Origin of the sequence: Rhizobium leguminosarum, from assembly GCF_004123835.1 — a bacterium.
Lineage (GTDB): Bacteria > Pseudomonadota > Alphaproteobacteria > Rhizobiales > Rhizobiaceae > Rhizobium > Rhizobium leguminosarum_M.
In genome coordinates, this window is record NZ_MZMU01000019.1 from 346761 (window position 1) to 369632 (window position 22872).

The window sequence follows — 22872 nt, forward strand, 5'->3', positions numbered from 1 at the left end:
TGTTCAATGAAGAAATGGCATTATGTTCTGTACAAATGTACAGGAGATATGGTCATGTCTAAGACCGTTGGTGCAGCCAAGTTCAAGGCGAAATGTCTGAACCTTATCGATCAGATGGCGAAAGACCACGAATCTATCGTCATCACCAAGCGCGGCAGGCCAGTTGCCGTGCTTTCGCCGGCACCTGACCCCAGCGGACGCAGGAGTATCATCGGCGCGATGAAGGGCAGCGTATTGCGCTATGACGATCCGCTGTCTCCGGCAGTTGAACCCGAGGATTGGGACGCCGTTCGTTGATCGTCATTGACACGCATATCCTCGTCTGGGCAATGCAGGACGACGCACGCCTCGGTTCACAGGCCCGGCGCACCATCGACGAGATGACGGAGAAAAGCCGAATCCTGATTTCGGCGATTACGCCTTGGGAAATCGCGATGCTTGTGCATAAGGGACGCCTGGCGCTCGGCGACGATGTCGGGCGATGGATCGACAGCGCGCTGTCTCTGCCCGGAATCCAGCTCGCACCGATTGAGCCCTCGATCGCGATAGATAGTGTTCGGCTACCCGGCCAGTTTCATGCCGACCCCGCGGACCGCATCATCGCCGCCACAGCCCGTTTTCATCGCGTACCGTTGCTGACGGCCGACCAGGCGATCCTCAGCTATGGCGCGCGCGGCCACCTCCAGGTTCTTGCAGCGGGATAGGCTTGGCGTGGAGGCGCGCCGCCTGGCTTTCGGGCTGTGCGCTCAGCCTCAGCTCTGGCTTTGCATCTGTCCGCCGTCCTCGACCTTCACGGTGACCGACAGCGTTTCGCCCGGCGTGCCGATGCGCATGCCTGAAATCGGCGCGGCGTCGCGATAGCAGAGGCCGGAAGCGACTCTGATGTAACGGGCATCCGGGCAGATCTCGTTGGCGGGATCGAAGCCGACCCAGCCGAGGCCGGGAATATGGGCCTCGGCCCATGCATGGGTCGCGGCCTGTTCGATCTTTTCCTCCATCATCAAATAACCGGAGATATAACGCGCCGGCACCTGCAGGGCACGGGCAGCGGCAATGAAGATGTGCGCATGGTCCTGGCAGACGCCGCTCTTCCTCTCCAGCGCCTGTTCGGCCGTCGTCTCGGTGTTGCTGGTGCCGGGCTTATAATCGACCGTCTCGTGGATCGCCGCCATCAGCGCATGCATGCGGGAAAGCTCGTTGTCGCCGCTGACGCCCTTGATCAGTTCCTTCACCAGCCTGCCGCCCTTGGTCAGCGGCGTGTCGCGCAGGAAGAGCCAAAGCGGGCAGAAGCCGGTATGCGGGCCGGTGACGCCGTTGTTGTCCTCCGTCTCGACTTCGCCTTCGGCCAGGATGCGCGTTACGTCCTGCTCGCCTTCCAGCGAGACGAGGTTGACGTGATTGCCGTACTGGTCGTCATATTCTACTTCCGGCGTGGCACCCTCGACGTTCAGGGCCCAGCCGAGCACTTTCTGTGCCGATGTCGTCGGTGGCGTCAATCGCAGCCGTTGCAGCGAGAATTGCGCCGGTTCGTCGTAGCGGTATTCGGTGAGGTGGCTGATCTTCAGTCTCATATTGTTATCCGCTTATACATAGAACCGGTAGCCGTCGGAAATTTCCGCGCCGAGCTTGTTGTTGCGCGAGACGAAATCCTCCAGGAACTCGTGCAGGCCCTGATCCATGATATCCCGGATCGCCCTCGTCTGCAGCGTGGTGCGGATTGAATCCGCGGTATCGTGGGCAGGGAGCCGTTCCTCGTAATCCTGGGCCAGATAGCCGAGATTGCTGACGATCTTCTCGTAGCAATAGGCAAGCGAGCGCGGCATCTGAACATTGAGGGTCAGGAAGTCGGCGATGTTCATCGCCCGGTATTCGCCGTCATAGGCCCAGCTATAGGCGCGGTGCGCCGAGACCGAGCGCAGGATCGATTCCCACTGCACGTTGTCGAGGGAGGAGCCGACGGCCGAGACCGAGGGCAGCAGCACGTAATATTTCACGTCGAGGATGCGGCTGGTATTGTCGGCCCGCTCGATGAAGGTGCCGATGCGGGCAAAATTATAGAGCTCGTTCCGCAGTGTCGAACCATGGAAGGCGCCGCGGATGAGGCCGGCGCGGCGCTTGATGACATCGATCACCTCTGGCATTTCGGCCGCCTTGACGCGTTTTTCGAGCAGGGACTTCAAGTCGATCCAGCATTCGTTGGTGGCTTCCCAGGTCTCACGCGTCAGCGCCGTGCGCACCATGCGGGCATTGTTGCGGCCGGAATCGATGCAAGACATGACGCTCGACGGATTGGTGCGATCGCGCAGGAGATAGTCGATCGCGTCGGCATTGGTCAGCTTGTTGTGGCCTTCGTCATAAGCCTCGCGCACGCCCGCACTTTGTAGAACGCCATCCCAATTGTCATCGCCGGTGCTGCTGCGGGTCAGCGACATGCGCAACCCCGCATCGATCAGGCGGGCTATATTTTCGGCGCGCTCGATGTAACGAAACATCCAGTAGAGGCCGTTTGCTGTTCTTCCGAGCATCAGTCCTCCAATACCCAAGTGTCTTTGGTGCCGCCGCCCTGGCTGGAATTGACCACCAGCGAGCCTTGCTTCAGCGCCACGCGGGTGAGCCCGCCCGGAATGATCTGTACCTTGTCGGATACAAGCACATAGGGGCGAAGGTCGACATGGCGCGGCGCGATGCCCTTGTTGACGAGGATCGGCACGGTGGAGAGCGACAGCGTCGGCTGGGCGATGTAGTTGTTCGGCTTGGCCTTCAGCTTCTCGGCGAAATCGGCACGCTCCTTCTTCGACGCCGTCGGGCCGACCAGCATGCCGTAGCCGCCGGAGCCGTGCACCTCCTTGACCACTAGCTCTTCCAGGTGTTCCAGCACATATTTCAGGCTGTCGGCTTCCGAACAGCGCCAGGTCGGCACGTTTTCGAGCAGCGCCTTGCGGCCGGTATAGAATTCGACGATCTCGGGCATATAGGAGTAGATCGCCTTGTCGTCGCAAATGCCGGTGCCCGGCGCATTGGCGATGGTGATGTTGCCGGAGCGGTAGACATCCATGATGCCGGGAATGCCGAGCGCGGAATCGGACCGGAAGGTCAGGGGATCGAGGAAGTCGTCGTCGACGCGGCGGTAGAGCACGTCGATCGCTTCGTAACCGCGTGTTGTCCTCATCTTCACCTTGCCGTCGATGACGCGCAGATCCGCGCCCTCGACCAGTTCGACGCCCATCATGTCGGCGAGGAACGAATGCTCGTAATAGGCGGAATTGTAGATGCCCGGCGTCAGCACGGCGACGCGCGGCTTGCCCTTGCAGCCGGGAGGGGCGAGCGAGGCGAGGCTCTGACGCAGCAGATAGGGATAATCCTCGACACGCTGCACCTTGTTCTCATGAAAGAGTTCAGGGAACATCTGCATCATGGTTTCCCGGTTTTCCAGCATATAGCTGACACCGGAGGGCGTGCGGGCATTATCCTCCAGCACGTAAAACTGGTCCTCTCCGGTGCGCACGATGTCGGTGCCGACGATGTGGGTATAGACGCCGCCGGGCGGCCGGAAGCCGATCATTTCGGGGATGAAGGTGACGTTGTTTTCGATCAGCTCGCGCGGAACGCGGCCGGCGCGGATGATCTCCTGCTTATGATAGATATCGTCGAGAAAGGCATTGAGCGCGATCACTCGCTGCTCGATGCCTTGGGCGAGCTTGCGCCATTCGCGGGCGGAGATGATGCGGGGAATGATGTCGAAGGGGATGAGTTTTTCGGAACTGTCGGCATGGCCGTAGACCGCGAAGGTGATGCCGGTCTTCCGGAAGATGTTTTCCGCATCGCGGGATTTGGCAATCAGATGCGCCCGGTCTTGGCTGTTGTACCACTCGAAGTATTTTTCATAAGGCGGGCGAGGGCTTTCGTCCCCGGTAATCATTTCATCAAATGCCAAAGGCTCGGCTCCCCTTTTTTGTTCATTTGAATACAACGCAAATGGCAATGCAAGAACCATGCGCATTTCGAGGAAAAGATTTTGCGCTGCGGGAAACGGGTGAAAATCTGGGCATTTAAAGTGATGCGGTGCGGCATGGCGGATAGTGGATCTCGATGCTTGCGCAAAATCTGAGCATGTGATTGTTTTTCGTTCAGCAGATATGAAGGGAGCTCAGCCTCACCACACGGTCCGTCATCCCTGTGACGAGCGCAGGGATGACGGAGAGCGGGAAGATCGCCGGCGATTCTTCGTTGCGGTGGCATAATGTCGATCTGCCGACGGCCCGTTCGTCATGTTGAAAGTATCATCCCTCCGGCCAATCCACTCACCCCAGCCATCAGCGAAATTTCAGATAAGCATCAACGCTTCGCCTTTGACGACGGCGGCCGGGTGAGGCTATCAGCACGGCAACCTCTTCTCTCCCGAGCCGCTCCATGTCCCTCGATCGCCTTGCCCCCGCCGTCTTCGTCCTGCTCTGGTCCACGGGCTGGGTGGTGGCGAAATACGCCTCGCTGCATTCCGAGCCCTTCACCTTTCTTTCGATACGCTATGCGCTGTCGGCGGCGGCATTCCTGGCGCTCTGCCTTGTGGTGCGGGCGCAATGGCCGAGCCGGGCGACGGCGCTGCGCGCCGTCTATTCCGGCTTCTTCCTGCATGGCTTCTATCTCGCCGGCCTCTGGTGGGCGATCGCCAACGGCGTGCCGGCCGGCATATCGGGCATCATCGCGGCGCTGCAGCCGCTGCTGACGGCAATGGCCGCTCCCTTCCTCATCGGCGAGCGGCTGCAGCAGGCTCAGAAGCTCGGCCTTGCCCTTGGCTTCGTCGGCATTGCCATCGCCATTTCGCCGAAGCTGCTCGATCCGGCAACCGCCGATCTCACGCATGCCGCCCTGCCGCTGGCGATCAACCTCGTCGCCATGGCATCCGTCACCTACGGCACGCTCTATCAGAAGAAACACCTGCAATCCGGCGACCTCAGAACCATTGCGACCCTGCAATATGTCGGCGCGCTGATCCTCACCCTGCCGCTTTCGCTGGTCTTCGAGCATCAGCATTTCGACGGCGCCGCGCAGGCCTATGGCGCGCTCATCTGGTCGGTCTTCGGTCTATCGATGGGCGGCGTCGGACTGCTGCTCTATCTGATCCGCCGGGGTCAGGTGTCACGCGCCGCCTCGCTGATCTATCTGATGCCGCCAGCGGTTGCTCTCGAAGCCTTCATCGCCTTCGGGGAGCCGCTGACCGTGCCGTTGATCGTCGGCACCGTGGTGGTCGTGACAGGCGTCTATCTCACGAACCGCAGGGCGTCCAGCGAGCATAGGCCTGCGGAGGTTTAGAGCGCCGTGCGTCCTTTCGGACGCCCAAAGCACGATGCGCTAGATAACAAAAAGGCCGGAGATCCCCGGCCTTTTTGCTTTTCAATCTTTCAACGATCAGGCGCGTTCGCGGCGCTGGCCTCCGCCGTTGCGGGAGCCACCGCGGTGGTTGCCGCCGTTGCCGTCGCGGCGTGGTTCGCCGGCCTGGGCCTGCTGCGGGCCGCGGTCCTCGCCGTGCTTGCGGGCCGGGCGGCCGTGGGCATGGCGGCTGTTGCCGCGGTGATGACCGCTCGGCTCACCATTGGCATGGGCGCCGTGATGGGCCGGACGCTGCGGCTTTGCAGAGGCGCGGAAATCGGAGGTCGAGGCCAGATCGTTGTCGGGGCCGAGATCCGGGGTCGTTTCACCGCGGCGCTGACCGCGGAAATCCTCGTTGCGGCTGGTCGGGCGCTCCGGACGCGGACGACGCTCCTCGCCGCCGGCGCGGACTTCGCTGCCTTCACCTTCGCGGCGCGGGCGGCGTTCCTGGCGGCCGCCGCGATGCTCGGAGCGATTCTGGTCGCCACGGCCTTCGCCACGACCCTGACCTTCGCGACCCTGGCCGCCATTGCGATTGCGGTTGTTGCCGTTGCCGTTGGCGCGACGGGGGCCGCCGCTGATGTTTGCCGGCGCTTCGCCGCTTGCGACAGTGATGTCGATGCCCATCAGGCGCTCGATATCACGCAGCAGTTTGGCTTCGTCGGGGGCGCAGAAAGCGATGGCGATGCCGTCGCGGCCGGCACGCGCCGTACGGCCGATGCGATGCACATAGGCGTCAGGCACTTCAGGCAGGTCGTAGTTGTAGACGTGGCTGACAGCCGGGATATCGATGCCGCGGGCGGCGACGTCGGTGGCAATCAGCGTCTTGATGCTGCCGTCGCGGAAGGCCTTCAGCGCCCGCTCGCGCTGGCCCTGGCTCTTGTTGCCGTGGATCGAGGCGACGGAATAGCCGATGTTTTCGAGATGCTTCATCAGCTTCTCGGCACCATGCTTGGTGCGCAGGAAGACCATGGCGCGGCCGTCAGGGTTTTCGGTCAGCGACTTGCGGAGCAGTTCCGTCTTGTCGTTCTTGCCGCCGACGAAATGGACGTACTGTTCGACCTTGTCGGCAGCCTTGCCCGGGGGCGTGACTTCGACCTTGACGGGATCGACGAGATATTCGCCGGCGAGATCGGCGATTGCCTTCGGCATGGTCGCCGAAAAGAGCATGGTCTGGCGCTTTTTCGGCACCATCTTGGCGATCTTGCGCAGATCGTGGACGAAGCCGAGGTCGAGCATCTGGTCGGCTTCGTCGAGCACGAGATAGCGAACCGCAGTCAGCGTGATCGCGCGGCGATTGATGAGATCGAGCAGGCGGCCGGGCGTGGCGACGAGAATGTCGGTGCCTTTTTCAAGCTGAAGCTGCTGCTTGTTGATCGAGACGCCGCCGACGACGACATTGATGCGCAGTGTCGATTTGCGGATGAACTTCTTCAGGCTCTCGGCGATCTGGTTTACCAGTTCGCGTGTCGGTGCGAGGATCAGCGTCCGCGTCGTGCGGTTGTCGGGGCGCCGTTCGTCGGCGAGCAGCTTTTCGATCAGCGGCAGGCCGAAAGCGGCGGTCTTGCCGGTGCCGGTCTGGGCAAGGCCGATCAGGTCGCGGCCTTCGAGGAGGAGGGGAATGGCATGTTCCTGGATGGGCGTCGGCGTTTCGATGCCGAGCTGGAACAAAGTAGCGACGATCGGCTTGGAGACACCAAGCGATTCAAAATTAGTCAAGGTATAACCTTTCGGGGCGCCACAATGACTATCGCCGGAACGCACCATGCGATCCGGTTTCATTCTGGCGTCAAGAACCCCGCGTGAAGTGGGAACTTGTGAGTTGGAAAAAGCTTTCCAGCGCTTCTGGCCGCTAATGGGAGTGCGGCGCTCTATCGAAATGCGCTTTTGTCCCTTCTTCCTGCATCTGTATTTTTCAGCAGGGGCACGCTCACGCGGCGGCCGGAAGGGTGAAAGCTGACCCGCATTTGGGCTAGTTCGCGTGGAAAGTCAAGTGCGGTGCACAAGAAAGCCTCAAGCTGGGTCAGGTGAGGGCATGACGAGGACGAAGCTTTGTGATGCGGTCTCTGCGCCGTTGACGAGGATGGCGATGCGATGTTCGCCTGGATAATAGCGTCGCGTCGTGATCGGCCGCATGGCGTGGCGGCGCTCAATTGTATGGCTTTGCCCCGGAGCGAGCAAGATCGCCTTGCACTTGAAGACCTTGGGTGAGAGCGAACCGTCGCTCTTCACATGGTGAATGGCGTAGTCAATCATCAGCGATTGCGTGATCTCGCCGGCATTCGTCACGCGGATTTCGAAATCCAGCCCTGCGCCGAACATCACCTCTGCATTCTGGAGCCGCAGTTCGCATTTGAGGGAAGCGGCCGCGGCAAAGCCGAAATTGGCGAGCGCCTGCGCGTGGCCGTTCTTCAGAAGCGTGCGCGAGGCATGTTTCAGCAGCCAGCGGCGTTCGGAGGAAGCGCCGTCTATATGGTCGGCGATGAAGGCGGCGACCAGATCCGGGTGGTCCTTGGCGATGTCGTTCAGGCTGTTGGCCACGGAGCGGCGCACATAATCCTCCGGATCATCCATCAGCGCGGTCAGGATGGGCAGGATCGGCGCCGGATCCTTGACGAGTTGCGGCAGACGCATCGCCCAGGGCAGGCGCGGCCGCGTTCCCTCGCTCGCCAGCCGGCGCACGTGCTGGTCGGGATCGCCGACCCAGCCGGAGATGATCGCCAGTGCGCGCTGCTGGTCGCGATGGATGAAGGGGCGAATGCCGTATTCGGCGGTGAAATGCGGCGTCAGCGCCTTCAGGAGATCGAGACCGAGATCGAAATGATCGGGGCCGCGTGCGGCGATGAACTGATTGACCGGCAGAAGCATCCAACCGGAGAGCCCCGGCCTGCCGGCGGCGGGCAGGCTCGCCTTGAGCATGGCTGCAGCCTCCCGGAAATCACCGGGAAGCGTGGCAAACAGCGCGTCGCGGATCAGGGCCGAACGCTCCATCAGCTCCAGTGCCGTGAGGCCTTCGGTCGCCAGTGTCACGAAGCGGTTTCTGTCGAAGGACGGCGCGTTGCCGGCAATGCGATCGGCCATATCGCCCACCAATGCCTCATGCAGCAGGTTCTTGAGCGGTTCCGGCATGCTGGCCTTCCTCTCTATGCGGCCGCCGCATGCTGCCCGCATGGGGGCAGCATGGTCTGCGTGGCGCGAGCTTTAGCGTATCGGTGCCGTCGATTTCCGTGGAATGAGGGTTGGGGCCGAGATCCGAATACGCTCGTCGGCAGGGCTGTTGTCACCGGCAAGAAGATCAAGGGCGTTTGATGCAATTTGCTCGAACGGCACCCGCAACGTCGTGAGCGGCGTGGGGAGGTGGCTGACAATCGGAATGTCGTTATAGCCTACGATCGAGATGTCCTGCGGCACGGAAAGGCCGAGTTTCGTCAGTCCCGACAAGGCGCCGATGGCGGTATTGTCGTTGACGGCGAAAATAGCGGTTGGGCGCGGACTGAGATGCATCAGTGTCTCGACGGCTACCGCACCGGACTCGATGCCGAATGTCGAGGGAATGATGTATGAGGGATCTGCATTCAATCCAGCCTCTTCCAAAGCATGCCGGAAACCCTCCACGCGTCCCCGCGAACTGGAGGCATAGGATGGACCGGCAATGACACCAATTCTGCGATGGCCGAGATCGAGGAGATGGCGGGCAGCGAGGTAACCACCGAGCCTGTCATCGCCGACCGACGAGAGGCTGTGGCCATCCGTCCGGAGTGCCAGGACATAAGGAATACCGCGTTTTGCAAGCTCGTCCGGAAAGTCATCGTCTTCCCGCGCTGTCGAAAGAATCAGTCCATCGACACCGCGCTTCAGCAGAGACTCGGCCGCAAGCCGGTCTGCCTTTGGCTTGTCGTCGGTCGTTGCGACAATCGCGAAGCGGCCACTACGGCTGCAGGCCTTGGCCAGCGCTTCGTAAAGCATGGCCATGACCGTATCCGTCAACCTGGGCACGATCACCCCGATTGTCATTGTATTGCCGCGCCTAAGGCTCGCTGCAGAAACATCCCGAACGTATCCCAGCTCTTCGGCAACCTTGCGCACGCGACGCGCGGTCCCGCTGTCGGAGCGGGGAAGCCTTTCGTCCAGAATGCGGGACACGGTAGACTTGGAGACGCCGGCTGCGGCAGCGACGCCATGAATAGTGACGCGGGTCTGCCCCGGAACTTCATCCGTCTTTGAATTCATTGAGCCTTTTCCATTCGAGTCGGCAATCGGCCGTCGCCATTCTCAGCATGCACCAAAAAAGATATTGACTCCAGGGAATTCGAGAACGATAGTGGGAACGTTCCCGTAAACGATCCTATAGCAGTCGCGAGTGAACCGCGATCGCACGAAGGAGGAGACCAATATGCAACCGATGGATATGCGCGGGCTGAGCCCGGCCCCCGTTACCGCTTTCACCCGCGACGGTGAAGTTGATCACAAAGCCAACGCCAAACTCGCCAAATGGCTGGTCTCGATGGAAGGCGTCAAAAGCCTTGTCATCCTCGGCCATGCCGGCGAGGGCACCTTCCTCACCGAAGAGGAGCTTGCTCTGATCCGCACTTATGTCGAAGCGGTCGACGGTGCCGTTCCGATCATTGCCGGGATTACCGGTGAAGGCACCAAGGTCGCCGCTGAAGAGGCCAGGAAATGCAAGGCCGCGGGTGCCACCGGCGCGCTCGTCTATCCCAACCACGGCTGGCTGCGTTTCGGCTTTCAAAAGGGAGCGCCTCAGGATCGCTACAAGGCAATCTGGCAGGAGTCTGGCCTCCAGTGCATCCTGTTCCAATATCCCGACGCCACCAAGGCATCATACGATCTCGATACACAGCTTGCGATTGCCACCCAGGAAGGCGTCGTCGCTACCAAGAACGGCGTGCGCAATATGAAGCGCTGGTATGTCGAAATTCCGGAGTTGAAGAAAGCCAATCCAAAGCTGCAGGTTCTGAGCTGCCACGATGAATGGCTGCTGCCAACCATGTTCGATGTCGACGGTCTGCTCGTCGGTTATGGCAATATCGCGCCGGAGCTGCTGATCGACCTGATCAAAGCTGGCAAGGCGCAGGACTATCCGGAAGCGCGCAAGATCTTCGAACGCCTTCTTCCGGTGACGCGTGCCGTCTATCACCGCGGCTCTCATATGGAAGGCACTGTGGCCCTGAAACTCGGCCTCGTGCACCGTGGTATCCTTGACCACGCTACGATCCGCGAGCCGCTGAAGAGCCTTGGCGAAAAGGCCGAAGCGGAGATTTTTGCCGCCTTCGACGCCGCCGGTATCGGTCGCGTTGACCAGTTGCTGGCTGCCGAGTGACCTCTTTGACGCCCCTGCGCACGCATTGCGAAGGGAGGAGGAAACCATGGAAACCCGCCGAGGCAGACTTGAACGTCTTTGAAGGCCATTGCCCTGACAGGACGAACTGACGCGCAGCAGCAATCATCAAGCAGGAGCGCCCCTGGCCGGGAGAGTGGTAGGCCACCGGGCGAGAAGGAGGAACCAATGAATGTCATGCAGCCAATACCGGCTGAGACTGCGAATGCCGCTGATCCTCAGGCCGAAATCAGCGCTCGTCTGGAGCGCCTTCCCATCACCCGCGAGGTATTCTGGGCGCGAAACATCGTCGGCGCCGCAACGTTCTTCGACGGCTACACGGTCATCGCCATCGCTTATGCCATGCCCGTCCTCGTGCGCGAATGGGGCCTGACACCCTCACAGACCGGCATGATCCTGTCGATGGGCTATCTGGGGCAGTTGATCGGTGCGATCCTGTTTGGCTGGCTCGCCGAGAAGGTGGCCGGCTGAAAGTTCTTCTGTTCACTATCCTGCTCTTCGTCAGCATGGATGTCGCATGCCTGTTTGCTGCCGGGGCCGGCATGATGATGGCCTTCCGTTTCGTCCAGGGGATCGGCACCGGTGGCGAGGTTCCGGTCGCCAGCGCCTATATCAACGAGTTGATCGGGTCGAAGGGGCGCGGCAAGTTCTTCCTCCTCTATGAGGTCATGTTCCTGCTGGGCCTCGTCGGTGCCGGGCTGATCGGTTACTTCATGGTACCGGTTTACGGCTGGAAGGCGATGTTCGTCGTCGGTCTCGTTCCCGCAATCATCATGGTTCCTCTGCGCTGGTTCCTGAAGGAATCACCGCGTTGGCTGGCTGCCAACGGCCGCTATGGCGAAGCAAACGCTATCGTTACCCGCATGGAAGAAAGTGCTCGTGCAGCCGGCAAGGAATTGCCCGAACCGAAGCTCATCCAGGCGCCGGTCCGCCGCAAGTCGGACTGGCGCGAGCTCTTCCAGGGCATTTACCTGAAGCGGACGCTTTCCATCTGGGCAATGTGGTTTACCGCCTATACGGTGGCCAACGGTACGATCACCTGGCTGCCGACCCTGTATCGACAGGTCTTCAACCTGCCTCTTCAAACCAGCATCTTCTATGGTTTCCTGACGTCGGTCGGCGGCGTGATCGCCGCCGTCATCTGCGCGCTGCTCATCGACAAAGTGGGACGCAAGCGCTGGTATACCGGTGCGCTGCTTCTCGCTCCTGTGCCGTTGCTGGCTCTCGCATGGCTCGGCGCGACCTCTCCCATCCAGGTTTTGGTTCTAGGCGGCCTCGCTTATGCGATCGTCCAGACCGTCACATTCTCCCTTTACCTGTACTCGGCAGAGATCTACCCCACGCGCCTCAGGGCATTGGGAACAGGAACCGGCAGTGCCTGGCTTCGCCTGGGATCATCGGCCGGCCCGATCCTCGTCGGCACCGTGATGTCTTCCATGGGCATCCAGTATGTCTTTGCGAGCTTCGCAGCCATTCTGATCGTCGGTGCAATCATCACGATGTTGTTTGCGGTAGAAACCAAGGACCGCGTGCTGGAGGAGCTTTCTCCGTAACGGTTTAAAACACGGTCTGATCGGCTTTGAGCTGGCGGATGAAAATCCGCCAGTTTTGGTCGTCGTTGAGGACACTGAGTCGGCGCCGCCGGGAGGTCAAGCGGCGCCGGATGCGGTTTTCCTATTCCGGGCAGACTTTGACGCGGTAGGGCTCGCCCCAGCGATCGTGCCGCCATTCGATATGGCAATAGGACGGCCGGTAATGGGTACTATAGACGGGATAGGGGCGATAAACAGGATAGGCAGGGTAAACAGGGTAAGCGGGACGGGCGGCCTCCGACAGCAGGGCGCCGCCGACGACGCCGGCGGCAAGGCCGCCCCAGAAGGCATCGCGTGGACGGGCATCGGCAGTGGTGGCGGTGGCGAGCGAGGCGCCGGCAAAAGTCAGCGCAATCAGGCCCGTCGCCATGGTTTTATGAAGAACGGACATGGTATTTTCCTTTCATGGGCATGGCTTCCATAAAGCCATGCCGCAGACTCGGCCCGGATCGCGGCGGCGCAATGGCCGCGCAAGCGCTTTCGGCATTAAATTTTCGTCATGATTTCAACGGATCCCGACATCGAAAGGATTTATGGCGGGCGACCTTTCAGTCTCGTGCAAGCGGGGGCTGGTAATCCCGAATTATCTTCGGCTTGGTGAGCCGGCTTGTAAAATTCCGCTGTCGAAATTTATGGTTAAAACCTTGTTAAAAGCCTTGGCGTTATAGTTTTTGTAGTCGATATTTCATTCATTGCGGGAGCGATATTTTTTGAAATCAGCCGGGGAACTTCTGGAGTTGGCTTGCCGCCGGATCGCTGATCTGGATACCCCGGCCTATGTCAAGAACAGCGAGCTGCGTTATATCGCCGTCAATGAGGCCTATGCCCGCTTTCTAGGCCGCGAGATCTCCGATTTCATCGGCAGGCGCAGCCGCGAGCTTCTCGACCGCCCCGAGGAAGAGGAGCGCGAGGACAAGGAACGCCGCGCGCTAGTATTCGGCACCGAGGAAAACGCCGTCTGCTTCGATGCGGCAGGCCTCGGCCATGAGCGCATCCAGATCGAAAGCTTTTCGCCGTCGCCGGATCGGGCCTATGTGCTCGGCATTTTCGAAGTGCGCGAGCCGCCGCGTCGGACGATTGGCAACCCTGGGATCGCCGGCGATCCTCGGATGACTGGCGACGCCGGCGGCGCCGCCGATTTCGCCCGCGTGCGCGAGGCGCTGGAACAGCTCGACCAGCCGATCGGCATCTTTGCCGAAGATGGCCGGCCGCTGGTCGTCAACGCCGCCTATCGCAACGGCGCAAAGCCTGCGGCTGTCAGCGACACGGCCTGGCACGAGAGCGTCAATGAGCTCGACCTGCTGCGGACCATCCTGGAGGACCTCCCGGTTGCAGCCTTCGTGCGCGACGAGAAGCATCGCCTCGTCTACGCTAATCAATATTACGAGACCTTCAGCGGCCATAGCCGTTCTCGGGTCCTTGGGATGACCGAACACGAAATGTTCGGTCCGGACGGGGGCGAGGCGATCTATCAGGAAAACCTGTTGGCGTTGGAAGGAGGCAAGTCGAAGGAGATCGAAAGCCTGCTGCCGAGCAAGGACGGCCATATCTATTCCGTCCTCTCGCGCGTCAACCGCGTCGTGACAGCGGATGGTCGGCCCTATGTCGTCGGCTCCTTTTCGGACATCTCGCCACTCAAGGAACGAGAGAAGGCGCTGATCGAAGCGCAGAAACACAAAGAGGTGCTGCACCGGGATATCGAGAATATCCTGCGCTCGCTGCCGGTCGGCGTGCTGATCCTCGATAACGGCCACCGGATCCTCTACGTCAACGACGAGTTCTACGGCATCTGGGAGCTGCCACTCGACGATCCCTTCGACGGCCGCCCCTTCATCGACGTCATCCGCCGCAATTATGAGCTCGGTCGTTACGACGGCACGCAGACGCCCGAGGAGATCTACGATTTCCGCAAGCACCTGTTCGAGACCGAGGAGCCCGAGCCGATCGAGCTCGGCTGGGCAGGCGGCAAATCCGTCATCTTCGATAGCCGCCGTATCTCGAACGACCGTATCCTGCTCACCTATGCCGACATCACGGCCGTGCGTGAGCGGGAAAATGAAGTCCACGAGGCCCGCGCCGCGCTGGAACATCTCGGCGAGATGATGCGCGACGCGACGCATGCCATGCCGCAGGGCCTAGCCATCGTTCAGGACGGCATTATCAAGATGTCCAATGAGGCGCTTTCTGACATCCTACAGATTCCGGCCACCTATCTCGAGCCTGGCGAGGGCTGGATTGGCATGTTCGAATTTTGCGCGGCGCGTGGCGACTTCCATGATGCGGCGGCCGAAATCCTGCAGGGCTGGCGCGATAATATCGCGGCCAGGCTGCCGATTTCCACCGTCTTCCATGTCGGCGGCGAGCGCTGGGTGAACATGGATGCGACGGTCAGCAAGAGGCAGTACTGGGTGGCGCTTTTTACCGACGTCACCGACCTCAAGAGCCGCGAGGAGGAGCTGCGCCAGCTGCTGTCGCGCGCCGAAGCCGCCGATCGCGCCAAATCCGAATTCCTCGCCAATATGAGCCATGAGATCCGCACGCCGATGAACGGCGTGCTTGGGATGGCGGAACTGCTTGCCAAGACCAATCTCGATACGCGCCAGAAGACCTTCGTCGATATCATCGTCAAGTCGGGCAATGCGCTGCTGACGATCATCAACGATATCCTCGACTTCTCGAAGATCGACGCCGGGCAGATGAAACTGCGCAAAGCCGCCTTCGACATCACCGAAGCGGTGGAGGACGTGGCGACACTCTTGTCCTCGCACGCCGCCGAGAAGAACATCGAGCTCCTGGTGCGAGCCGCGCCCGACCTGCCCGCCGCCGTGATCGGCGACGCCGGGCGTTTCCGCCAGATCGTCACCAATCTCGTCGGCAACGCCGTCAAGTTCACCGAGCGCGGCCATGTCTTCGTCGATGTCGGCTTCCAGCCGGCCGCCGGCGGCGAGATCATGGCGAGCATCCGCATCGAGGATACCGGGATCGGCATCCCGTCGGAGAAGCTTGAATCGGTCTTCGACAAATTCTCGCAGGTGGACGCCTCATCGACCCGGCGGCATGAGGGAACCGGCCTCGGTCTTGCGATCACGGCCGGGCTTGTCGACCTTTTCGGCGGTTATCTCAACGTCGAGAGCGAATGGGGCAAGGGCTCGGTCTTCACCGTCAACCTGCCGTTTGCGGTCGCGGCTGCCCGCCTTGAGCAGAAGCCGTTGCCGATCAACGTGCAGGGCGCGCGTATCCTCGTCGTCGACGACAATGAAGTGAACCGGCGCATCCTGACCGAGCAGCTGTCGCTCTGGGGCTTCGACGGCGTGGCCGCAGAAGGCGGCGGTACCGGTCTTGCGATCCTGGAGGCGGCGGCCAATCTCGGCGTCACCGTCGATGCCGTCGTTCTCGATTATCATATGCCCGATATGAACGGCGCCGATGTCGCGCGCCGGCTGCGCGCCGATCCCCGCTTCGTCGAACTGCCGATCATCTTCCTGACGTCGATGGATATCTCGGGTACCGAAAAGGAATTCGCGGCGCTGAACGGCCACGCGCATCTGATGAAACCGGCGCGCGCCAACGTGCTGCGCAACACCGTCGTCGAAGTGGTGCGCGCCAGCCGCGTCAAGCAGGCTTCCGAGGCCGAGATTGCCCGGCTGCAGACGGAAGCGGCCGTGCCGGCGCCTGCGCCTGTGCCGCAGAGGCGGGCCGCTGAATTCGTCGACGTGCTCGTTGCCGAGGACAACGAAGTCAACCAGATCGTCTTCACGCAGATCCTGCAAGGCACGGGTCTTTCCTTCCTCGTCGTCGACAATGGCGAGGAGGCGGTCGCCGCCTGGGAGCGGCATACGCCGCGCATCATCATGATGGACGTCTCGATGCCCGTCATGAACGGCCATCAGGCGACGCAGACGATCCGCGAGCGGGAAAAGGGCCAGGGCCACCGGGTGCCGATCATCGGCGTCACCGCCCATGCGCTCGAAAGCGACCGCGAACTCTGCCTCGACGCCGGCATGGACGACTACATGTCGAAGCCGATCAGCCCCGAGCTGCTCGAGGAAAAAATCCGCCAGTGGCTCGGAACGAGTGAGCAGCAGCCGGAGCGCACCAGTTACTGATCTCCGGATAATTTTTATGAACGGCGATGGTTGGTGGGTAGCGCTTCAGCGCCCAATATTTTTACGCCGCAGAGCATTTCGCGCTTGCCAGCAAAGCCCTTGCGGCGCTCGACGGTAAAGCCTGCGGCGATGAGGTTGCGGCGCACGAAGCCCGCCGCCGCATAGGTGGCGAAAGTGCCGCCGGCTGCGCTTTTCTCACAGACGAGCCGCATCAGTTCCTCCGACCACATATCGCTGTTGCGCGATGGGGCGAAGCCGTCGAGATACCAGGCGTCGAAGCCGGGCTTGGCTGCCGCGACGCCCTGCAAGGCATGACCGCAGACGACGCGGAGCGTCGTCTGGGCATCGAGATCGAGCTCAACGATGCCATCAGGTGCTTGCGGCCACGCCGTTGTCAGCGCTTCGCGTTCTGCATCGATCTCCGGCCAGTGCGACAGCGCCCGGCCGATTTCTTCGCCGCGCATCGGGTGAAGTTCGAAGGAGGTGAAATGCAGGTGCTGGCCGTCTGCACGGTGGAGCTTCCATTGCCGCCAGGTCTCGGCGAAGTTCAGGCCGGTTCCGAAGCCGAGCTCACCGATGAGAAATGCCTGCCGCCGGTTCCAGCGCTCCGGCAGGCCGTTACCGGCGAGAAAAACATGGCCGCATTCCAGCCGCCCGTCGGTCTGGCAATAAAAATGATCGCCAAAGGCGGTGGAATAGGGCATATCGCCGTCGCGCCATTCGAGCGGCTGCGGCGCGCTTGCGCCAATCTGATCGGGATTCACGTCTGTCATGGAAAAAGCCGATAGTCCTGCGCCGGTCTCAGGTCAATCGTCCTGCGAATTGCTGATCGTCGGCGGCGGCATCATGGGCCTCTGGGCTGCCGTCCATGCCGAGCGCCGGGGAATCCGGACTCTTATCAGTGACGCCGGCAGATTGGGCGAAGGTGCAAGCGGCGGCCTGCTCGGCGCGCTGATGCCGCATATGCCGGACCGGTGGTCGGAGAAGAAGCAGTTCCAGTTCGATGCGCTGGTCTCGCTCGAAACCGAGATCGCCGCGCTCGAAGCCGAAACCGGACTTTCCGCCGGCTACCGCCGTTCCGGACGGCTGATCCCGCTGCCGAAGCCGCATCTCAACACAATAGCGCGCGGCCATTTCGAGGACGCCGAACGCCATTGGCGGGCGGGCGACCGCCGCTTCCACTGGCATGTGCTCGACGGGCCTGATGTAGACGGTTGGATCGAGGCGTCTGCCGGCGAGAGCGGCTTCGTGCACGACACGCTCGCCGCCCGCGTTGCTCCCCGCTTGCTGGTCGCAGCGCTTATCGCCTTCCTGCGGCGGGCAAAGCATGTTCGTATCCTGGAGCAAGCGACGGTTGCCGGCCTCGATCCCGATCGCGGTACAGCCGCAATAAACGGCGAAACCATCGTTTTCAATCACTGCATCCTGGCCGCCGGTCATCAGTCCTTTCCGTTGCTGCAGGGCCTGACGCCGGGGCTGAAACAACCGCTCGGCCAGCCGGTCAAGGGGCAGGCGGCATTATTGAAAGCCTATATCGACCCGGCGCTGCCGACGATCTTCCTCGACGGGCTCTATGTTGTCGCGCATGAAGGCGGGCACGCGGCAATCGGCAGCACCAGTGAGAACCGTTTTGACGATCCTACATCCACCGACGTCCAGCTCGACGTGCTGATCGAGGCGGCGCGCGGTATCGTACCGACGCTTCGCGACGCCCCTATTGTCGAGCGCTGGGCGGGGCTTCGTCCGAAGGCGATCGACCGGGATCCAATGATCGGCCGCCACCCCGATCACCGGCGCCTGATCGCGCTGACCGGCGGCTTCAAGGTCAGCTTCGGCCTCGCCCACCGGCTGGCGGAGGTGGCGATATGTATCGCAGGCGATACAGACTGCGGATTTTTGCTGCCGGAAAGCTTCGCAATTTCAAGCCACATCGCGGCGGCTTCACGTTAAACGTGAATTAGACGCCGCTGCGTTTCGTTATTCTGTCATGCAAATCACCTATCTGCTTGCGCATCGACAGCGCCGGATCTGAACGGCGCTCACTTCCTTGATGGAGGAAATTGCATGCGCTATGCCATTTGCTTCACGCCTCCGGCGAGCGACCCGTTGTCGCTCGTGGCCGCCAATTGGCTTGGCCGAAACGTGTTTTCGGGCGATATGATGGAGCCTCCGGCAGTTCGTGGCCTCGGTATTCACGAGATCGCCTTCCATACCGCCGTGCCGCGGCGCTACGGCTTTCACGGTGTTTTGAAGGCGCCCTTTCATCTGTCCCACGACATGCCCGAATCGCAACTCCTGCGCGATCTGATGCGTTTTTCCGGGACCTTCGTTCCCTTTCAGATTCCGCGTATCGAAGTCGCCCGGCTCGGCAATTTCTATAGCCTGCTGCCGAGCACTCCCTGCGAGCAGATCCAGTATCTCGCGTCGGCGATCGTGCAGGAATTCGATCGTTTCCGCGCACCGCTCAGCGAGGCCGAGATCGAACGCAGTGATCCGGACGGGCTGTCGGCGGCACAGTTCGCCAACCTTCATCGCTGGGGCAATCCCTATGTGATGGAGGAGTTCCGCTTCCATATGCCTGTGACGGGCCCCGTCAACGCGATCGACATGCCGCGCATCGAGCCGGCGTTGCGGACGATCTTCGAGCCTGTCCTCTGCGAACCTGTAATGGTTTCCAACGTTGCCCTGATGATCGAAGAGGGCACTGGCGGTCCTTTCCGCGTTCATTCGCTGCATCCGATGGGCAAGGTCAGCGCGCGCAAAATCGCTTGAATCTGGCGATGAGCTAAAGGCCTGTGCCGTAAAGGCAAAATCCGTCCGAGCAGTTTCCGTCTCGACATTCCGGCTGCGGATGCTACCGTTCCCCGTCTTTTCAGAAGGTGATTTGATGGTATCCGAGACCTATCCGCGCAATCTCGTCGGTTACGGGCGTCTGACGCCCGATCCGAAATGGCCGGACGAGGCACGCGTCGCCGTGCAGTTCGTCATCAATTACGAGGAGGGCGGCGAAAGCTCGATTCTCGACGGCGATCCGGCTTCGGAAAACCTGCTGTCGGAAATCGTCGGCGCGGCCGCCTGGCCGGGGCAGCGCAACCTCAACATGGAATCGATCTATGAGTATGGTTCGCGTGCAGGCTTCTGGCGGCTCTGGCGGATGTTCACCGATCTCAAGGTGCAGGCAACCGTCTACGGCGTGACGCTGGCGATGGCCCGCAACCCCGAGGCCGTCGCCGCGATGAAGGAGGCCGGCTGGGAGATCGCCAGCCACGGTTACCGCTGGCTGGAATACAAGGATTTTCCTGAAGATCTGGAGCGCAAGCATATCCTCGAAGCCGTGCGCCTGCATACCGAACTTACCGGCGAGCGGCCCTATGGCCTGTATCAGGGCAAGCCTTCCGACAATACGCTTCGGTTGGCGCAGGAGGAGGGCGGTTTCCTCTATTCCTCCGATTCTTATGCCGACGACCTGCCCTATTGGGTGAAGGGCGTCGACGGGAAACCCTTCCTGATCATCCCCTATACGCTCGAAACCAACGACATGCGTTTTGCGACGCCGCAGGGCTTCAATGCCGGCGATCAGTTCTTCACCTATCTGAAGGACGCCTTCGATACGCTTTATGAGGAAGGCAAGGCGGGCAGTCCGAAGATGATGTCGGTCGGCCTGCATTGCCGCCTCGTCGGACGTCCCGGCCGGGCAGCCGCGCTGAAGCGCTTCATCGAATATGTGCTGAAGCACGACAAGGTCTGGATTCCGCGCCGCATCGAGATCGCCGAGCATTGGCACAAGCACCATCAGCCGGAAGCGCTCTGATGATGCCGCGCGAGGATTTCGTCTCCCGCTTCGGCGGCGTCTTTGAACATTCGCCTTTCATCGCCGAGCGCGCCTATGACGCCGGCCACGTGACGGAGCCGCTGACGGCGGCCGGCGTGCATGCGGCCCTTTCCGCTGTCTTCCGGGCGGCAAGCCCGCAGGAGCGCCTCGGCGTGCTCAGCGCCCATCCTGACCTTGCCGGGCGCCTCGCGATAGCGGGCGAACTCACCGAAGACAGCCGGAAGGAACAGTCCGGTGCCGGCCTCGACCGCCTGAGCCCGGCCGAACATGCCCGCTTCACCGAACTCAATTCGGCCTATGTCGAAAAATTCGGCTTTCCCTTCATCATCGCCGTCAAGGGGCTCGGCAAGGACGATATCCTGTCGGCCTTCGAAACACGGATCGGCAATGGCAGGGACGAAGAATTTGCGACCGCGACGGCGCAAGTCGAGCGGATCGCGCTGCTGCGCCTGACGTCGATGCTGCCGGAGGCTGAATGAACGAGCGGCGCGCGATCGACTATCTCAATGAGATGTATGAGGCGGCATCCGAAGCGCTGTCTTTCGTCGGCGGAATGGATGGGGCGGCGTTCGCCGGGGACAAGCTCACTTTCAAGGCGGTCACCTTTTGCCACTTCACCATCGGTGCCGCAGCATCCCGCTTGCTGGTGACTCATCCGGAATTTGCGACCGAGCACCCCGATCTGCCGTGGACGAAAATCTGCGGCACGGGCAACCGTATCCTCGACGGTGTCTTCGATCTCGATCCTTCCGACATCTGGGAGGCGACTTATCGCACGCTGCCGGAGCTTCTTTCCGCGATCGATGCCATACGTCATTGGCATGCCCAAGGTGAGTGAAGCGATTGCCCCCACATCTCAACATCCGTCCGCTTACGAGATCCGCCTTTGCTCCCTTCGGCGAGGTGATCGAAGCCGATCTCGCCTCGATGCGGCTCATCAACGGCGGCACGACGGAGCGTTTTCATGCGCTTGCCGCCACTGAGGCGACGGGCGAGGGCGCACGCGTTATCATCAACCTCTTTCGCGGCCAGCCGCGCAGCTTCCCCTACGAAGTCGCCATGATGGAGCGCCATCCCCTCGGCAGTCAGAGTTTCTCGCCGGTCTCGGGCCGTCCTTTTCTCGTTGTCGTCTCCGAGGATGAGGACGGTTGCCCGGGCAGGCCTCAGGTGTTTCTGGCGCGAGGCGACCAGGGCGTGAACTATCGCCGCAACATCTGGCATCATCCGCTGATGGCGCTCGGCCAAGCCTCAGACTTCTTGGTCGTCGATCGCGACGGGCCGGGCAACAATCTGGAAGAATACTTCTTCGAAACCCCTTTTATCATCAAAGAGCCAGCCCCATGACCGGACTGACCACGCATGTTCTCGACACCGCTCTCGGCAAGCCGGCCGAGGGCTTGAGGATCGATCTTTTCCAGCTCGAAGGCGAGATCCGCAGGCATCTGAAGACGGTCGAGACCAATGCCGACGGCCGGGTTGACGGCGGCCCTATCCTCATTGGTGAAAATTTTCGAGCCGGCACCTATGAACTGGTCTTCCACGCCGGCGATTATCTGAGGGCCAGCGGCGCGCCGCTGCCGCATCCCGCCTTCCTCGATCTCGTGCCGATCCGCTTCGGCATTGCCGACGTCACGGCGCATTACCATGTGCCGCTGCTGATTTCGCCCTATGGCTATTCCACCTACCGAGGCAGCTAGAGATGCGTTTTGCCGCTATCGCCGACATTCACGGCAACCATCTGGCGCTTGAGGCGGTGCTTGCGGATATTCATGCGCAGGGGATCGAGGAGATCGTCAATCTCGGCGATTTCTTCAGCGGCCCTTTGGAGGCCGGGCTGACGGCAGACCTGCTGATGCCGCTCGGCCTGACCTCGGTTCGCGGCAATCATGATCGCTATCTGATCGAGCAGGATCCGGCCTCGATGCATGCTTCGGATGCCGCCGCCTATCGGCAATTGACGCCATCCCATCTCGACTGGCTGCGCGGCCTGCCGTTCGATACAGTCTATCGCGAAGAGGTCTATCTCTGCCACGCGACGCCGAAGGACGACAATCTCTACTGGCTGGAATCGGTCTCGCCGGAGGGCTTCGTCTTCCTGAAGCCGATCGAAGCGATCGAGGCGCTGGCCGAGGGCATCGACCTGCCGCTGATCCTCTGCGGCCACAGCCATATTCCCCGCGCCGTGCGTCTCTCCGATGGCCGCCTGATCGTCAATCCCGGCAGCGTCGGCTGCCCGGCCTATGACGACGAGCTGCCTTATTACCACAAGGTGGAGGCCGGCCATCCGCTGGCGAGTTATGCCATTCTGGAAAAGGCGGCGGGCGGATGGACATGGCAGTTCCGAACGGTCGCCTATGACCATATGGCGATGTCGGCACTGGCCGCCGAAAGGGGCCGTGCCGACTGGGCGGGTGCGCTGGCAGCGGGCTGGGTGAGATAGAGCATGATGCCGAAAAGTGGGAGCAGTTTTCGGGCGACATCATGCATCTAGATGTGAGCTTTCAGGAGGTTGTCCATTCGGAGCGGATTTAGGAGACTGGAGTTACCACACCTCAGTTTTCCAGGATCACTCCGAATGAACATCCATAAGAATGCCCGACTGACACCGTTGCGTCGAGA

General features: G+C 61.4%; 21 protein-coding genes and 1 pseudogene. 14 read left to right on the forward strand and 8 right to left on the reverse strand.

Annotated features, from left to right (window positions below; translation table 11 throughout):
• Window positions 1-54: 54 nt before the first annotated feature.
• Together B5P46_RS28555 and B5P46_RS28560 are read left to right on the forward strand one after the other, a co-directional pair.
• Window positions 55-297: a type II toxin-antitoxin system Phd/YefM family antitoxin gene (locus tag B5P46_RS28555; RefSeq protein ID WP_206735417.1), complete on the forward strand. Its 243-nt coding sequence runs from the start codon at window positions 55-57 to the stop codon at window positions 295-297.
• Window positions 294-704 carry a type II toxin-antitoxin system VapC family toxin gene (locus tag B5P46_RS28560; protein ID WP_129421654.1) on the forward strand — a complete coding sequence of 137 codons (411 nt, stop codon included), beginning with the start codon at window positions 294-296 and terminating at the stop codon, window positions 702-704. Before B5P46_RS28555 ends, B5P46_RS28560 begins: the two co-directional genes overlap by 4 nt.
• A 48-nt stretch (window positions 705-752) precedes the next feature.
• On the opposite strand, the gene B5P46_RS28565 is transcribed toward B5P46_RS28560, so the two are convergent.
• The 3 genes from B5P46_RS28565 to B5P46_RS28575 are packed head-to-tail and all read right to left on the reverse strand — an operon-like array spanning window position 753 to window position 3934.
• A complete protein-coding gene (locus tag B5P46_RS28565) occupies window positions 753-1571 on the reverse strand; it encodes a transglutaminase family protein (RefSeq protein ID WP_129421655.1) in 819 nt (272 codons plus the stop codon).
• Between the two features lie 12 nt (window positions 1572-1583).
• A complete protein-coding gene (locus B5P46_RS28570) occupies window positions 1584-2525 on the reverse strand; it encodes an alpha-E domain-containing protein (RefSeq protein ID WP_011653079.1) in 942 nt (313 codons plus the stop codon).
• Complete coding sequence (locus B5P46_RS28575) at window positions 2525-3934, reverse strand: circularly permuted type 2 ATP-grasp protein (RefSeq protein WP_028740803.1); 1410 nt, start codon at window positions 3932-3934, stop codon at window positions 2525-2527. The genes B5P46_RS28570 and B5P46_RS28575 overlap by 1 nt, the downstream gene beginning before the upstream one ends.
• Window positions 3935-4410: 476 nt before the next feature.
• Between B5P46_RS28575 and B5P46_RS28580 the strand changes: the two genes are divergently transcribed.
• Entirely contained in the window at window positions 4411-5310 is a 900-nt protein-coding gene (locus tag B5P46_RS28580; RefSeq protein ID WP_129421656.1) for a DMT family transporter, read from the forward strand.
• A gap of 96 nt (window positions 5311-5406) precedes the next feature.
• On the opposite strand, the gene B5P46_RS28585 is transcribed toward B5P46_RS28580, so the two are convergent.
• The 3 genes from B5P46_RS28585 to B5P46_RS28595 all read right to left on the reverse strand — a co-directional run bounded on the left by B5P46_RS28585 (window position 5407) and on the right by B5P46_RS28595 (window position 9597).
• Window positions 5407-7134, reverse strand: coding sequence for a DEAD/DEAH box helicase (locus B5P46_RS28585; protein WP_129421690.1), 1728 nt, complete (start codon window positions 7132-7134; stop codon window positions 5407-5409).
• A gap of 246 nt (window positions 7135-7380) precedes the next feature.
• A complete protein-coding gene (locus B5P46_RS28590) occupies window positions 7381-8496 on the reverse strand; it encodes a DNA alkylation repair protein (RefSeq protein ID WP_129421657.1) in 1116 nt (371 codons plus the stop codon).
• Between the two features lie 72 nt (window positions 8497-8568).
• The gene (locus tag B5P46_RS28595) at window positions 8569-9597 is read right to left on the reverse strand and encodes a LacI family DNA-binding transcriptional regulator (protein ID WP_129421658.1); all 1029 of its coding nucleotides are present in this window, start codon (window positions 9595-9597) and stop codon (window positions 8569-8571) included.
• A gap of 163 nt (window positions 9598-9760) precedes the next feature.
• Here B5P46_RS28595 and B5P46_RS28600 point away from each other — a divergent pair, with 163 nt between their 5' ends.
• Together B5P46_RS28600 and B5P46_RS28605 are read left to right on the forward strand one after the other, a co-directional pair.
• On the forward strand, window positions 9761-10705 hold the full coding sequence (locus B5P46_RS28600) for a dihydrodipicolinate synthase family protein (RefSeq protein WP_164986562.1): 945 nt from the start codon (window positions 9761-9763) through the stop codon (window positions 10703-10705).
• Window positions 10706-10891: 186 nt separating this feature from the next.
• A pseudogene (locus tag B5P46_RS28605) lies at window positions 10892-12276 on the forward strand (MFS transporter).
• A gap of 121 nt (window positions 12277-12397) precedes the next feature.
• On the opposite strand, the gene B5P46_RS28610 reads toward B5P46_RS28605, so the two are convergent.
• The gene (locus B5P46_RS28610; protein WP_129421659.1) at window positions 12398-12706 is read right to left on the reverse strand and encodes a hypothetical protein; all 309 of its coding nucleotides are present in this window, start codon (window positions 12704-12706) and stop codon (window positions 12398-12400) included.
• Between the two features lie 319 nt (window positions 12707-13025).
• Here B5P46_RS28610 and B5P46_RS28615 point away from each other — a divergent pair, with 319 nt between their 5' ends.
• Complete coding sequence (locus B5P46_RS28615) at window positions 13026-16421, forward strand: PAS domain-containing hybrid sensor histidine kinase/response regulator (protein WP_129421660.1); 3396 nt, start codon at window positions 13026-13028, stop codon at window positions 16419-16421.
• 14 nt (window positions 16422-16435) lie between these two features.
• Here B5P46_RS28615 and mnmD read toward each other — a convergent pair whose 3' ends face one another.
• Window positions 16436-17194, reverse strand: a complete 759-nt coding sequence (gene mnmD, locus B5P46_RS28620) for a tRNA (5-methylaminomethyl-2-thiouridine)(34)-methyltransferase MnmD (protein ID WP_129421661.1) — start codon at window positions 17192-17194, stop codon at window positions 16436-16438.
• On the opposite strand from mnmD, the gene B5P46_RS28625 reads away from it, so the two are divergent.
• The 8 genes from B5P46_RS28625 (at window position 17193) to B5P46_RS28660 (ending at window position 22693) form a co-directional block, all read left to right on the forward strand.
• The gene (locus tag B5P46_RS28625) at window positions 17193-18371 is read left to right on the forward strand and encodes an NAD(P)/FAD-dependent oxidoreductase (RefSeq protein ID WP_129421662.1); all 1179 of its coding nucleotides are present in this window, start codon (window positions 17193-17195) and stop codon (window positions 18369-18371) included. The genes mnmD and B5P46_RS28625 overlap by 2 nt on opposite strands.
• Before the next feature lie 114 nt (window positions 18372-18485).
• Window positions 18486-19193 carry a DUF1045 domain-containing protein gene (locus tag B5P46_RS28630; protein ID WP_129421663.1) on the forward strand — a complete coding sequence of 236 codons (708 nt, stop codon included), beginning with the start codon at window positions 18486-18488 and terminating at the stop codon, window positions 19191-19193.
• Between the two features lie 115 nt (window positions 19194-19308).
• Window positions 19309-20232 (forward strand): allantoinase PuuE, encoded by a 924-nt coding sequence (gene puuE / locus B5P46_RS28635; RefSeq protein WP_129421664.1) that lies wholly within the window; start codon window positions 19309-19311, stop codon window positions 20230-20232.
• Window positions 20232-20732 (forward strand): 2-oxo-4-hydroxy-4-carboxy-5-ureidoimidazoline decarboxylase, encoded by a 501-nt coding sequence (gene uraD / locus B5P46_RS28640; RefSeq protein WP_129421665.1) that lies wholly within the window; start codon window positions 20232-20234, stop codon window positions 20730-20732. The genes puuE and uraD overlap by 1 nt, the downstream gene beginning before the upstream one ends.
• The gene (locus B5P46_RS28645; RefSeq protein ID WP_129421666.1) at window positions 20729-21091 is read left to right on the forward strand and encodes a HepT-like ribonuclease domain-containing protein; all 363 of its coding nucleotides are present in this window, start codon (window positions 20729-20731) and stop codon (window positions 21089-21091) included. The genes uraD and B5P46_RS28645 overlap by 4 nt, the downstream gene beginning before the upstream one ends.
• Before the next feature lie 5 nt (window positions 21092-21096).
• Complete coding sequence (locus tag B5P46_RS28650; RefSeq protein ID WP_129421667.1) at window positions 21097-21597, forward strand: ureidoglycolate lyase; 501 nt, start codon at window positions 21097-21099, stop codon at window positions 21595-21597.
• Entirely contained in the window at window positions 21594-21950 is a 357-nt protein-coding gene (gene uraH / locus B5P46_RS28655) for a hydroxyisourate hydrolase (protein WP_129421668.1), read from the forward strand. The genes B5P46_RS28650 and uraH overlap by 4 nt, the downstream gene beginning before the upstream one ends.
• A gap of 2 nt (window positions 21951-21952) precedes the next feature.
• Window positions 21953-22693 (forward strand): metallophosphoesterase family protein, encoded by a 741-nt coding sequence (locus B5P46_RS28660; protein ID WP_129421669.1) that lies wholly within the window; start codon window positions 21953-21955, stop codon window positions 22691-22693.
• Window positions 22694-22872 lie beyond the last annotated feature (179 nt).